The sequence below is a fragment of the Clostridium disporicum genome, from assembly GCF_001405015.1.
Taxonomy (GTDB): Bacteria; Bacillota; Clostridia; order Clostridiales; family Clostridiaceae; genus Clostridium; species Clostridium disporicum_B.
The window spans coordinates 213685-228340 of the sequence record NZ_CYZX01000001.1 but is presented as its reverse complement, the minus strand read 5'-3'; the positions used below and the strand labels follow the sequence as shown (position 1 = coordinate 228340).

Here is a 14656-nt window from a genome sequence, read left to right as displayed (position 1 = left end):
GGAGGAAAAAGATGATTTCTAAAAAAGCGCTTAAAGATGAGATAATAACTTACGACATAATAACATACACAGATGAGAGCGGTGAAGTTGTAAATTATGTTGAAGTAACTTTAGTTGATAGAATTATTGATGTATATATGGATATAAAAGAAGTAAACATAGGATTAATTGCAAATAAGATAATAGAAGATAATTTATATAAATAATAGAAAGCCTTTGAATCAAATTAGATTTAGAGGCTTTTTATTATATTAGTTATTATTTATATTAGTAAATCTATTGTTTTATGGTACAATATACAAATGAAAATACTAAAATGTACTCATTTTACTATAGTAGAAAGAGTTTCATTATTAAATTAAGTGAGGAGAAACTCGATGATAAAAGAGTACTTATATATAATAAATTATCAAGACTATGAGAAAAGCTTATGCGATATGGAAATGAAATATATATTTGGCAATGTACCAAAGGAAAAATATATTTATTCTAAAGTGAATATAAAACCATCAAGGAGTGCTTTTATTAAACATAAAATATCAATTATTTATTCATCAATAGATATAGATAATATAGTAGAGCATATAAGAGATAATAAAATTGCTTATAACGACTTTAAAGTAAATTATATTAAGTCGGATTATGATGATATAGATTATAATCAAAGATTACAAGCAGTAAAAGAGATTGGATTTGTAATAATAGGATTTCCTGACATACATAATCCTAAGGTAAACTTAGCTATTACAAAAATTAATAATAACTATATATTTGGAGAATATGAAAAGAATGATTTATCTTGGCAACGGTTTGATAAAATGCCTCACTCCTATTCTAACGGATTAAGTTTAAAAATGGCTAGAGCAATAATAAACATAGCAGTTCAAAATAATCTAGATAGTAAAGTTATAGATCCATGTTGTGGTATTGGTACAGTTGTTTTAGAGGGACTTGACTTGGGTATAGATATTAAAGGTATTGAAATAAGTAAGCAAATAGCTCATAATGCAAGAAATAATATTGAGTTCTTTGGATATGATAGAGATATTATTATTTGTAATGATATGCATAACTTAAAAGAAAAATACGATATAGCTATAATTGATATACCTTATGGGATATTTTCCCCTATAACTTATGAAGAGCAAGTTAAAATTATTAAGACCAGTAGAAAGATTGCAGAAAAAGTGATTTTAATAAGTTTTGAAGATATGGATAAAGAACTTATGCAAGAAGGTTTTAAAGTTATAGATAAAGGTACAATTGTTAAAAATAGGTTTACAAGGTATATAACAATTGCAGTTAATAGTCAATAATAATACGATAAAATTAGAGTTATAAAAATTTTAAAATAGTAAAGGTGTGTTTAGATGAAGAAATTTAGCCATGGTTGTACTTTAGATTGTGCTGATTGTTGTAAGTTTAATGTTTATAAAGATGGCAATAATATAAAAATTCAAGGTGATAAGGAGCATCCATATACAAAAGGATTCATATGTAAAAAAGGATTAGCTCATTTAGAAAGATTAAATCATCCAAAGAGAATATATAGTCCTTTAATTAAAGTAAATGGTAAATGGAAAGAGATTAATTTTGAAGAAGCATTAGATATTCTATCTGAAAAATTATCTTTTTATAAAGAAAAATATTCTACAAGATCTATTATGTATTATGAACAATATGGCAACGGATCTTTACTAAAAAGTATTGGAGATATATTTTTTAATTTCTATGGAGGAGTATCTAAAAGTAAAGGGGGACCTTGTTGGAGTGCTGGAATTGCAGCACAAAAACTTGATTTTGGAAGTTCTAAAAGTCATTCATTAGAAGATATGATTAACAGTAATAACATATTTATATGGGGTAAAAATCCTGCAAATACTACTATTCACACAATGCAAATGATAAAGAAGGCCAAAGCAAATGGTAGCAAGATAATTGTTATTGATCCAATATATACAGATACGGCTAAAATTTCTGACAAGTATATAAGAGTAAATCCAGGTGGAGATTGTGCACTAGCACTTGCTATAGGAAAATATATAGTTGAAAATAATTTATGTGATTTGAATTATGTAGAGAGTTATGTAAATGGATTTGATAGATATAGATCTTATTTGAAATCACTTAAGTATTTAGATCTTGTTAAAAAATCTGGTGTTTCTTTAGAAGAAATAGAGAAATTAGCTAATATATACACAGATAAATATTCTACTATTTTACTAGGTTATGGGTTACAAAAATATAGTAACGGTGGAAATACAATTAGAGCAATTGATACATTAGGTGCTATTACAGGTCAAATTGGGATATCAGGCGGTGGTGTAAACTATGCAAATAAGACTTTTGCATCTGTTTTAGATACTGATCCGTATAAAAGCTATAATTATGCTAATAATAGATATTTTTATGCAAGTCACTTAGCAGACTTTATAAATGATACTATAAATCATAATGATACTTATAGAGAAAATATTTATTCTAAAAATAGTAATGATTTAAGTGAGGAGTATAGAGAATCATTAAAGATGGCTGTAATTACCAAGAGTAATTTATTAAATCAACTACCTGACTTGAATAATCTAAAAAAAGCATTTTCTAAAATAGAGTTTAAAGTTTGTTTTGATATGTTTATGACGGATACTGCTCAAGTATGTGATTTGTTTATTCCTACTACAAGTAGTTTAGAAAGTGAAGACTTATTATTTAGTTCAATGATGAATCCATATATAATTTATAATGAAAAAATTATTGAACCAAAGAATAAATTTATGGATGAGTATTATTTTTTTAGAGAGTTAGCAAAAAAGCTTAATTTGATAGATTATCCTAATGTATCTAAAAAAGAGTATTTAAATAAGGTTATTGCTCCTCTTAAAGAGCATTATAAAGATATTAGCTTAGATAAAATTAAAAATTCATATATAACCTTACAGGATAGTATACCGTGGAGTGACAATAAATTTTTAACATCTTCAGGAAAGTTCGAAATTGATATAAAACCAGAAGCATTTACAGTTAATAATAAAAATAATTTTAGACTTTTAACAAATCATAGTAAAGAGACGCTTTTTAGCCAGCATATGATGGATAAAAAATCTATTTCTAAAGTATACATAAATAAAAAAATGGCAAATAATATTTTTGTTTATGATAAAGAAGTTGTAAGATTAAAATCTGAAAATGGATCGATAAAAGCAGAAGTAAGTATTGATGAATCTATTGCTGATAACATTGCTATGATGTACGTAGGTTGGTGGGAAAAACATGGTAATCCAAACTTTATAACAGTATCAGAAATCTCTGATATTGGTGGACAAGTTACCTACAATGAAACCTTTATACAAATAGAAAAAATTTAAATTATTTTTATATAATATTACAAACTGTTTATAAATAAATATATATATAGATAGAGAGGTGATATTATATGAAATTTAAAAATTTAGTATGGACATTATCAAAAGATGATATATTAAGCATATGTAAGTTATTAGATAAAGTTACTATAAACAAAGTAGAAATTACTGATAATATAATTATTGGTGGGTCATATAGGGTAGTAGGGCTAAATGTTGATTTTGAAGCTAAGCTAGCACTATTACCAGTTAATAATAATATAGTTTACATTAAAGTAGTAGATTTTAAACTAGCAAAAAAAGATATTACTAATCCTTTAGTAAAAAAATCTATGAATCTTATTATAAATTCAATAACTTCTATTGATGGAATAACATATGACAGTAACACATTTAAAATTGAACTAGAAAAGATATTAAATAGTATTTGTGATGAAAGTCAAAAGGTTCATATAAATGATTTATATATCGAAAGTGTTAAATTAATAAATAAAGAAATTACCTTAAATTTAAATTTAGCAAATATAACAATATCAAATTTAAAATAACTATATAATAGTAAAAATAAATCTTTATTTTAATTGAAAATATGGTATAGTATATATAGTAACTATGTAGGTTGGAACACTATATAGTTAAACTACGTTTCAATGCTATTGATTATTAATTAAAAGTTAATTAAGAAATGTGCTATTCAAATTATTGGATAGCACATTTTCTTTTTTTATACTTTTGTTAAGTAATTTATGATAAATTATTTTTTCTCTTTTTATTACTCTGAATAACACTATATACATAAGTAGTATAATTGCTACATTTTAATGTATAGCCATTATCAGATATAAATTGTTGATGCAATATTGAATCTACTGTTCTCTTTAAATATTGTTCTAATCCATTATCAAAATAACTATCTATATCAGAATATTCAACAGTAAAATGAAGTAAGTTTAAATGTAAATCTAAACTATTCTCTAAAAAGGTATAAGTAAGATTGTGTAAATTAGGAAATGTTATTGTGAATTCAGGTATAATAATTTTTAAAATACAACAATTTTTATTTCTTCTATATATTTTAAATATTGGATTTATATTAGAATAAGTAATTTTAATAGGGTCTACTATATTTTGTTTTATTATCATTCCTTCGGGATCTATATACTTTATTTCATCTTTGAAATCAATCCAAATCTCATAGTTTTTGTTTATGGTTTTAATATAATTTATTACATCCATAGGTGATGATGTATATAACAAGTTCTCCATAAAATCACTCCTTATATTTCACTCTATATAATATTTATTAAGTTAAATAAAATTTATGATATAAATTTATTAATTTAATGAGGGATTTATGGAAAAGTTTTTTAGTTTATTTATTTGTAAATTAATGGTAATATATATGTGTATATATTTGAATTTTATTATCTATATATGCATATAAAACACTATGTAAACGTATCTATTATATTGATGTACATTAAATCTATAGGGAGGATAAAATGAATTTTAATGTTATAGGGGAAATTGTTACTAGGTCAGATGCCATATAAGAAAATAACTAGTAAATCTAAGTACTCTAAAAGTTATTTAGAGTTATTAATATATTTAGGGGGTAAAATTTAAAATGGGAGATAAAATGACACCAATTCCTTTTGAAAAATTATTACATTGGGTTTTGAATGAACATAAATTAAAAGGTACAATATTTGGAATAAATAAAAAGAAGTTTTATAAAAATGTTTCAAAATCATCTATAAATATTTTAGGAGAAAATATTTCAACATGCATAGGCCCAGCTGCAGGACCTCATTCACAATTAACACAAAATATTGTGGCAGCCTACCTAACTGGAAGTAGATTTATAGAGTTAAAAACAGTTCAAATTTTAGATGGTAAAGATTTACCGGTTTCAAAACCTTGCATTTATGCTCAAGATGAATGTTATAATGTAGAATGGTCAACAGAGCTTACTGTTCCTAGTGCTTATGATGAGTATGTAAAAGCTTGGTTCTTACTACATGTATTAATGAAGGAATTAGGTTTAAGCAATACTAGAGATTTTATTTTTAATATGAGCGTAGGATATGACCTAGAGGGAATAAAATCTCCAAAGGTTAATAAATTTATCGATGAAATGATAGATGCCTCTTCAACAGATGTATGGAATGAATGTAAAAATGTCATTATAAATAATTTAGATAAATTTAAAAATTTTAATGTGGACGATTTAGATAATATATCTAGTAGAGTTTGCAGCTCTATTACTTTATCAACATTACATGGATGTCCTCCAGAAGAAATTGAAAGAATAGCTAACTATCTATTAAATGAGAAGAGATTAAATACATTTATTAAGATGAATCCTACTCTTTTAGGAGAAGAGTTTGTTAGAAATACATTTGATACTATGGGTTATAAATATATAACTTTAAACTCTCATCATTTTAAAAACGATTTACAATTTGATGATGCAATTAGTATGCTTAGTAGACTTAAATCAGTAGCAAAAGGATTAAATTTAGAAATTGGAGTAAAGTTAACTAATACGCTGCCTACTAAGATTACCAATAATGAACTACCAGGTGAAGAAATGTACATGTCAGGTAGATCACTATTTGCTCTTTCTATTACGTTAGCTTATAAGCTTGCTAAAGAATTTGATGGAGATTTAAAAATATCGTACTCTGGTGGTGCAGATTTATTTAATATTGCAGAGATATATTCAACAGGAATATTTCCAATAACTTTTGCAACAACTCTGTTAAAACCAGGTGGATATGAAAGAATTCATCAACTTGCAAAAAAGACTGAAGCAATCAACTCGAAAATGAAAGATAAAATTAATTTAGAATTACTAGAAAGACTATCGACTACTGTAATAAATAATAAACACTATAAAAAAGAATGGAGAGAAGTTAATAATAGAAAAATAAAATCGGATTTACCAATATTTGATTGTGCAATAGCTCCATGTAATAAAGGATGCCCAATTAATCAACAAATACCTCAATACGTTTCATTAGTTGGAGAAGAGAAATATGATGAAGCATTTGAAGTTATTGTTAATGATAATATTTCACCCGCTATAACAGCTACTATATGTAATCACAATTGCCAAACTAAATGCACTAGATTAGATTATGATAAATCCGTTTCTATTAGAAATATGAAAAATATTGCTGTAGTTAATGCACAAGATAAATATGTAAGCAAACTAAAAGTATCTTCAATTATTAGTAATAAAAAAGTAGCTGTAATTGGTGCCGGTGTAGCTGGACTTGCTACTGCTGCATATTTAAGAAGAAATGGCGTAGATGTGACCGTATTTGAAAAACGCGAAAAGCCTTATGGAGTTATTCAATATGTAATACCTGAATTTAGAATTGCACAATCTATTATAGAAAAAGATTTTAATTTAATTAAAAATTATGGAGTTAATTTTAAATTTGGTGCAAAAGATAATTTTGTAATAGAAGATTTGAAAAAAGATTATGATTATGTAGTATTAGCTATTGGTACTTGGAAGCCTTTAAATGTATCTCTTATAGATAATGATAATAAATCAATTCATGCTTTAGAATTCTTAGAGAATTTTAAAGAAAATAATGCTTCTATTAACTTAGGTAAAAATATTTGTATCATTGGTGGAGGAGATGTGGCTATGGATGCTGCAAGAGCTGCCAAGAGAGTAAATGGAGTAGATAACGTTTCGGTAATATATAGAAGGACGAAAGATCTTATGCCTGCAAGTAAAGAAGAGATAGAATTATTGATTGAAGAAGGAATAGAAATAAAAGAATTACTTTCTCCTAAGGAAATAAAGAATGGAAAATTAATATGCAGTAAAATAAAGCTAGGAGATAAGGATGATTCTGGAAGAAGAAGACCTATAGAAACTAACAAAAATGTAGAAATAGCTGCAGATACTGTAATTCTTGCAGTAGGAGATACTGTTGATACAACACTTCTTGAAAAGAATAATATAACTTTAAATAGTAAGGGGTATCCTGTTATTAATGAATACTATGAAACTTCAATAAAAAATGTATATGTTGCAGGTGATATGAAATCAGGGCCATCAACAATTGTTCAAGCTATGGCTGATGGAAAACTAGTTGCAAAAAATATATTAAGAGAAGTAGGTATTAAGAATGATTTTAAGAATAAAGTCGTTAAAGTTGATGAAAGTACGTTATATTTAAGAAAAGGTATTATAAGTGAACCAATTTCAAATGAAGCTGAATCTACTAGATGTTTATCTTGTGATAATATTTGTGAGATTTGTGTAGATGTATGTCCAAATAGAGCAAATCTTTCAATTAAGGTTAATAGTAATACTTTGAATTCACATCAAGTTCTTCATATAGATGGAATGTGCAATGAATGTGGAAACTGTGGTGTATTCTGTCCTCACAATGGAAATCCTTATAAAGATAAATTAACGCTTTTCTGGAGTGAAGAGGATTTTAATAATAGTAATAATAAAGGATTCTTATTATTAGACAAAACTTCTAACACATTTAAAGTAAGAAAAGAAGATGGTTTAATAGTAAGGTATAGATTAGGAGAAGATGATAAAATTTCAAAAGAATATGAAGAAATGATAAAAGCATGTATTTACAATTATAATTATATAATTTAATGGATTAAGGTGGGGGAAGGTATATATTATTTATCTCCACCTTTTATATATTGAAATAAGTAGCCTAATACTTAGGTTGAAGAATATAGGTGGTAATAATGTCAAATATTTATTGTGTTAAAGGAGATATTTTATATACAAAAAAATTTGGAACTTTTGAAACTATTTATAATGGATATATATTAATTAAAGAAAATAAAGTAAAGAGAGTTTATGAAGAGCTACCAGACGAGTTTTCAAATATAAAAGTAGTAGATTATAGCAATTTATTAATAATACCTGGATTAGTTGATTTGCACTTACATGCACCTCAATTTCCTAATATAGGTTTAGGGCTAGATAAAGAGCTTATACCTTGGTTGGAGTCATATACTTTTCCAGAAGAAAGCAAATATAATAATTTAGAATATGCAAAAAAAGTATATTCTAAATTAATTAAAGAGATATGGAAACATGGAACTACAAGATGTTGCATTTTTGCTACTATTCATAAAGAAAGTAGTAAATTATTGATGGATTTGTTTAATAAATCCGGATTAGGAGCTTATATAGGAAAAGTGAATATGGATTATAATTCTCCAGATACTTTAATAGAAAATACAAATAAATCTATAAATGATACTGTGGAAATAATTGAAGAGTATAAAGATAAATATGCTCTTGTAAAGCCTATAATTACTCCAAGATTTGTTCCTTCTTGCAGCGATAAGCTATTAAAATCCTTAGGGGAATTAGCTATGAAATATAATATTCCAGTTCAATCTCACCTTTCTGAAAATGTAGGAGAAATTAATATGGTTGCTGATAGATACCCAAGTGAGCCGAATTATGCAAGTGTTTATAATTCATCTAATCTTTTAGGACAAACAAAAACCATTATGGCTCATTGTGTACATTTAACCGAAGAAGAAATATCCTTATTAGCGCAGCAAAATGTTTATGTAGCTCATTGTCCTACTTCTAATGTGAATTTATCGAGTGGTATAGCCCCTATTAGAAAACTTATAGAAAATGGCATTAAAGTTGGATTAGCTACAGATATTTCAGGTGGTCATACTTTATCAATGTTCCAAGTTATGGCTTATGCTATGCAAATATCAAATTTAAAATGGATTGAAAGTAATCATAAAGATTTACCTTTAACGACCGCTGAAATATTTTATTTAGTCACTAAAGGTGGAGGAGAATTTTTTGGAAATGTAGGTAGTTTTGAAGAAGGATATGATTTTGATGCTCTCGTAATTGATGATAGTAATGATGATAATTTTAATTATTTAACATTAGAAGAAAGGTTGCAAAAATTTATATATAATAGTGACTATAGGAATATTAAAGTTAGGTATGTAAACGGAAATATTGTTCATGAGCCAAATTTATAATTTAATAAGTTATTAAATATATCTCCTAATGAAATCTATATTTTATTGATAGATTCAGAGAGGTATATAATGAGTATGACTATATTATATAATAAATAGTGGTATTTACTAGATAGATAAGTTGTTATTATAAAAAAATAGATATGCTATTAATACAAATAAATATCATTGTTTACCAAAATAGCATATCTATTTCACTTTCTAGAGTTATAACATATATGAAAAGTCAATCTTTGTAGTTGCTTCCTTTAATTTTTTCATACTTACCCCTAAATATCTCATCGTTGTCTTTATATCTGAGTGATTTAAGGCGTGTCTAACTAATTCAATATCATGACCTGATTCTTCATATAAAGTATGAGCAAATAACTTTCTAAAAGAGTGCGTTCCAATATTTTTGTAGCCTAGATAGTCAGTTATTATTTTTAATTGTTGCTGCATATTTCTAACCTTATTTGGATAAATATAATCGCCTCCATCTAATTTGTTTTCTACTACGTACTCTAAAAATTTATTATACATATTTTCACCTAACTCTCTATTTTGCCACTTACCTGTTTTAATTTCCTTTATAGAAAATTTACTTCTATTAAAATCTTCTACTTTTAAATTAACTATATCAGAAGCTCTAAATCCTAAAGTTGCTTGAAGAGCTAATGCAAAAGCTAAAGATGGGTTCGCTCTAAATTTTTTTCTTCTACCTGTCTTTTTATCTCCGTAAATAAATCCGCTTTTGCATAACTTAATTATTTCTTCATATTCATCTATTTCTAGTGGGCGAGTAGCTCTATAATTTTTCTTTTTAGTGTTTTTTGTTTCTCCCTCTGTTTTATTATGACTATGTACGTCTTCTAAATTATTGTTTTTAATAGTACTACTATTTGCTCCCTCTGTTTTTAATAAATTTTCTTCTTTATTTGAAGTTAACTCTTCACTTTTTTCTAAGGCTTTCATCTTTTTATAAAATTCATAGAATTTCATCATCTCTATCATTTCATCATTCATTATATTTTAAAAATTCCTTTCTTCTAGAAATCCAAATTTAAACTGCGCCTTTTGCATTTATAAACTGCGCTTTTTATATTTTACTAATTTCATTATAGCTATAAAACCTTGATTTATCAATACTTTAAACAAAAACTGCGCATATTCAGGAATAAGCGCAGTTTTTATTTGGATATAATTATACTATTTTTGCTTATTTTTTCTAGAAATTTAATGGTATTTATGATACAATAAATTAACCAAGGTTAACTAGGTTAACCTTGGTTAACTAAGTTAACTGTATATAGGAGGATAAAAATGGTTGAAAATAACAAAAATGAAGAAAAAACAATTTGCTTGGATGAAAATATTAAGGAATTTGAAGTTGAAGATGAATTTAATCAAAATAAAACAGATGGAGTAATCCAAAATGAAAAACTTGAGACTAAGGGGTTAAAGCTTAAAAAATCTACAAAAGACAGGTTAAATCAATTGCAAAGTAAATTTGGAGATGCTGAAACATTAATTTCTACACTTTTGAATCAATATGAAGCAATTAAAATTGAAAATAATAGTAAATTTGCTGATAGAAAAGCAGAAATTGATAAATTTAATTATTTATTGGATTCCATTAGAAGTAGCTATTTATCATCTCTTGATATGGCGACTTTTATACAAGAAAAATATAACGAAAAATTTCAGAGTGAAATTAAATCAAGAGAAAATATAATTAAATCATTACAAGAAGAAAATATTAAAATCAAGGATGATTTTAGAAATATTGAAGAAGAATTATCTATAAAAAATAATGAATTAAAAGATTCGAAAGATAACTTCACTAAAGTAAATGATTTAATAAACACTTTTGAAAATGACTCTAAGGAAAAATCATTACAAATTCAAAATCTACAAAAGCATATTAATTCATTAACTGATATAGTTGATCAAAGTAAAGAAGTTAGAGAAAAATACGAATCCCTTCAAGAACTTGTAGAAAACTTACAAAGTCAAATAAGTAATTATAAAATTTTAGATAATGAAGTTTTAAAGCTCAACAAAGAATTAGAGGGCGCTAGAAGTGAGATAGATACTCTAAAGGATGATTTAAGAAGAGAAAGAGAGTATTCAAATAGCTTAAATGAAAAAATGCATAACCTAATTTTAATGAATTCTAATGAAAGTTCTCGCTTAAAGGATCAATACTTAGAAGAAAAGAAATCTATAGAAATAGAGAAAAATAATATAATAGAAGATAATTTAAAAGTAATAGCAACATTGAAAGACGAAATTTATAATTTAAAGTTAGAAATTTTAAAAGTTAAAAAGTAAAATAAATAGCCTATTAATGAATAATTCATTAATAGGCTATTTATTTATAATTGATGATAATCTAATTTCTCCATTTTCTAATACTCTTATAAACCACTTATACTGTTTATTGTTAGCTATTTTTTCGTTAATAATATTATTATTTTTCATAATAGGATTATATAAATAATATTTCTCATCACTTTTATTAAGTATTTGTATTGCACCTTCGTAATTACTAAATAAATGAAGCAATGAATCTAAAATAATAACTAAATTATTGGCTTTAATTAAATAATCACATATAAATTCTTCTTTTGTTTTTACATTTCGAATTATTACTAATAATTCTTCTTCACATCTAAATTTTATTGTATTTTGTTCAAAAATAAGAGAATTATCTCTTTGAATTAGTTTGTCTATTCTTAATTTTCTTGTTTCTAAAATATTATTATTAGAATAAAAATCTGTATAGTTATTGATATTTATGATTATCACTCCTATATTTTTAAATTAGTTATTTATATTATATTTATTTATGTATAAATTGTGATAACAAAAAAAGATGCTATTTAAGCATCTTTATAATTAAATCTAACGTAGATTTTGTTTTTTCAATATTATTCACATAATCCGCTATATGTGTTTTGTAATAATTTAATCCCTCATCTGTGATAGAATAAAATTTTTTACTTCTTTTATTTAATACTAAATCACCTGTCCAACTACTTACCACATAACCTTTTTCTTCTAAAGAGTATAGCGTTTCATATATTGTACTAGAAGAAACAGGAAAAGGATGGCTGCAATTTTCAAAAACATCTTTAAAGGTTGATAAAATTTTATTTCCAAAAACAACTTCACCTTTTGATAATTCCTTTAATATATAAAATGTATATAGCATCTTTGTGTTAACAATATTTCTTGGAACAACTAATCTATTTCTTTGATCCTTCATAATCCACCTCTTTTTTAGAATATATTGTAATAATAACAGAGGGATATAAATTTGTCTAACAATCTAAATAATTAAGAACATAAAATCTTTGCTTTGAATAATATATATTAATCAACAAATGATAGGAGATGAGAAACATGTCAAGCAGTTGTTCAAAATGCTGTTGTAAGAAAAAATGCTGCTGTAATAATTGCTCAAGTTGTGGTTGCGGAGGATGTAATTGCGGATGTGGTTATCCGGGTTACGGATGCTGTGGTGGCGGTAACTGCGGATATGGTGGTAACTTTGGATGTGGTGGCGGCTTCGGAGGCTGTGGCTGCGGAGGCGGTTGCTGGTGGTGGCTAATATTAATATTATTATTTGGTTGTTGGTAAAACAATAGTCGAAGTGTGCCAAAAACTTCCAAGATTTTTGGCACACTTTGATATATAAAAATAAATAAATAGGTAAAAATAAATATATATTAATATGGAGGTATAAAATATATGATAAAGCGAAAAATTCTTTTTGTAATTTATATCTTTTCTCTATTAATAAACTATGATTTTTACGTAAATGCTTATTATGAACCTGGTGAAGAAATTATAGAGAATAATAAACCAGAATATAGAAGTATCGATGACTTATTAAAAGAATTAAAAGAAGAGAGAAAATTAATAAATCAACAAAAATTAGATGAGATAAATCAAAAAAAACTTCAAGAACAAAATGAAAATGGAGAAAGTCAAGATGAAATACATACTCAAGAACCAACAAAACCTAAAAAGGATACTGATAATGAAAATATCCCTAAATTAATAGTAAGATTAAGAGGAAAACATTCTCCTAAATATCTATGCTCTTATGATTTTATAATTTCTGATGATAATAAAGAAATTGAACTTACAAAAGAAATAATAAATAATTACAATCTTTTAATAAAAAAACCATCATTAAAAGTTAGACCAGGAGAAATTATTAATTTTGAATTTGTACCTAACTGCAAATCACTAAAAGCTCATATATGGGATGAAGAAAATGAAACTTTAAAGGAAGTCAAAGTGAAAAGGGGGTGTATAGAAGTTCCTGATTTAGACAAAAAGATTGTCATCGTAATTACTGGAAACTTTTCCAATGGATATATTAAATATGGAATAGTGCTTGACATAAGAAAATAAAGGTAATCATGCTAGGAGGGCTTATTATGAACACAAATGAAGATTTTTATCCATTATATAGTAATGATACTACTATAAAAGAAAGCGATAACGATAAAAATAGCAAAGAAGATGATAGAAGACAAGAAATAAAGGAGTTCGGTACAGATAATAAATCAAGTTCTGATCAAAGTATTCAAGTTTTGCCAATAATAGGACAGATAGAAGGGCATATGGTATTACCACCACAAACTAAAGCTACTAAATATGAGCATATAATACCACAATTAATTGCGATGGAAAGAAATAATGAGGTTAAAGGTATTTTAATTGTACTTAATACAGTAGGTGGGGATGTAGAAGCAGGATTAGCTATTGCAGAAATGATTAGATCTTTATCTAAACCTACAGTATCTATAGTTATTGGTGGTGGACACTCTATAGGCGTACCGCTTGCAACATCAGCAGATTATTCGTTTATTACTCCATCTGCCACAATGATTGTACATCCAGTTAGAATGAATGGATTTGTTATTGGTGTAGCTCAAACATTTCATTATTTCCAAAAAATGCAAGAAAGGATAGACAACTTCATAGTTAAAACTTCTAAAATAAGTAAAGATGAATTAAAGAGAATGATGCTTAAATCTGACGAATTATTAAATGATATGGGAACTATATTAATAGGAGAACAAGCAGTTGCTTGTGGATTGATAGATGAGGTAGGCGGAATTAAAGAAGCATTGGATAAACTTAGAGAAGAAATAGCATTATATGAGAAGAATAATTTGAAGTAAACTAAAAAAGGGATTCAAAAGAATTCCTTTTTTAGTTTAAACATATTTTACACTATGTCATCTTAATTATATAATATAGATATATATGAA

The 14656-nt window shown here is 26.0% G+C and carries 14 protein-coding genes; 10 read left to right on the top strand and 4 right to left on the bottom strand.

Annotated features, from left to right (window positions below; translation table 11 throughout):
- The first annotated feature begins 11 nt into the window (after positions 1–11).
- The 4 genes from ARA56_RS01085 to ARA56_RS01070 all read left to right on the top strand — a co-directional run bounded on the left by ARA56_RS01085 (position 12) and on the right by ARA56_RS01070 (position 3907).
- Positions 12–206, top strand: coding sequence for a hypothetical protein (locus tag ARA56_RS01085; RefSeq protein WP_055263057.1), 195 nt, complete (start codon positions 12–14; stop codon positions 204–206).
- A 171-nt stretch (positions 207–377) separates the two neighbouring features.
- Positions 378–1316, top strand: a complete 939-nt coding sequence (locus tag ARA56_RS01080) for a TRM11 family SAM-dependent methyltransferase (protein ID WP_055263055.1) — start codon at positions 378–380, stop codon at positions 1314–1316.
- 54 nt (positions 1317–1370) lie between these two features.
- The gene (locus ARA56_RS01075) at positions 1371–3362 is read left to right on the top strand and encodes a molybdopterin-dependent oxidoreductase (protein WP_055263053.1); all 1992 of its coding nucleotides are present in this window, start codon (positions 1371–1373) and stop codon (positions 3360–3362) included.
- 68 nt (positions 3363–3430) lie between these two features.
- On the top strand, positions 3431–3907 hold the full coding sequence (locus tag ARA56_RS01070; protein ID WP_055263051.1) for a hypothetical protein: 477 nt from the start codon (positions 3431–3433) through the stop codon (positions 3905–3907).
- Between the two features lie 196 nt (positions 3908–4103).
- Here the strand turns inward: ARA56_RS01070 and ARA56_RS01065 are convergent, their stop codons facing one another.
- Positions 4104–4625, bottom strand: a complete 522-nt coding sequence (locus ARA56_RS01065; RefSeq protein ID WP_055263049.1) for a hypothetical protein — start codon at positions 4623–4625, stop codon at positions 4104–4106.
- A 361-nt stretch (positions 4626–4986) separates the two neighbouring features.
- Between ARA56_RS01065 and ygfK the strand changes: the two genes are divergently transcribed.
- Complete coding sequence (gene ygfK / locus ARA56_RS01060; RefSeq protein ID WP_055263047.1) at positions 4987–8004, top strand: putative selenate reductase subunit YgfK; 3018 nt, start codon at positions 4987–4989, stop codon at positions 8002–8004.
- A gap of 98 nt (positions 8005–8102) precedes the next feature.
- Positions 8103–9383, top strand: coding sequence for a guanine deaminase (gene guaD, locus ARA56_RS01055; protein ID WP_055263045.1), 1281 nt, complete (start codon positions 8103–8105; stop codon positions 9381–9383).
- A 207-nt stretch (positions 9384–9590) separates the two neighbouring features.
- Here the strand turns inward: guaD and ARA56_RS01050 are convergent, their stop codons facing one another.
- Positions 9591–10388 carry a tyrosine-type recombinase/integrase gene (locus ARA56_RS01050; protein ID WP_055263043.1) on the bottom strand — a complete coding sequence of 266 codons (798 nt, stop codon included), beginning with the start codon at positions 10386–10388 and terminating at the stop codon, positions 9591–9593.
- A 297-nt stretch (positions 10389–10685) separates the two neighbouring features.
- Here ARA56_RS01050 and ARA56_RS01045 point away from each other — a divergent pair, with 297 nt between their 5' ends.
- Positions 10686–11696, top strand: coding sequence for a coiled-coil domain-containing protein (locus ARA56_RS01045; protein ID WP_055263041.1), 1011 nt, complete (start codon positions 10686–10688; stop codon positions 11694–11696).
- Positions 11697–11732: 36 nt separating this feature from the next.
- Here ARA56_RS01045 and ARA56_RS01040 read toward each other — a convergent pair whose 3' ends face one another.
- Both ARA56_RS01040 and ARA56_RS01035 read right to left on the bottom strand, forming a co-directional pair.
- Complete coding sequence (locus ARA56_RS01040) at positions 11733–12173, bottom strand: hypothetical protein (RefSeq protein WP_055263039.1); 441 nt, start codon at positions 12171–12173, stop codon at positions 11733–11735.
- Positions 12174–12243: 70 nt separating this feature from the next.
- Complete coding sequence (locus tag ARA56_RS01035; RefSeq protein ID WP_055263037.1) at positions 12244–12633, bottom strand: PadR family transcriptional regulator; 390 nt, start codon at positions 12631–12633, stop codon at positions 12244–12246.
- A gap of 137 nt (positions 12634–12770) precedes the next feature.
- Between ARA56_RS01035 and ARA56_RS16350 the strand changes: the two genes are divergently transcribed.
- From ARA56_RS16350 to ARA56_RS01025, 3 genes are all read left to right on the top strand, one after another.
- On the top strand, positions 12771–13007 hold the full coding sequence (locus tag ARA56_RS16350) for a ground-like protein (protein WP_172675725.1): 237 nt from the start codon (positions 12771–12773) through the stop codon (positions 13005–13007).
- Positions 13008–13118: 111 nt separating this feature from the next.
- Positions 13119–13790, top strand: coding sequence for a hypothetical protein (locus ARA56_RS01030; RefSeq protein WP_055263035.1), 672 nt, complete (start codon positions 13119–13121; stop codon positions 13788–13790).
- A 26-nt stretch (positions 13791–13816) separates the two neighbouring features.
- A complete protein-coding gene (locus ARA56_RS01025) occupies positions 13817–14566 on the top strand; it encodes a ClpP family protease (RefSeq protein ID WP_055263033.1) in 750 nt (249 codons plus the stop codon).
- Positions 14567–14656 lie beyond the last annotated feature (90 nt).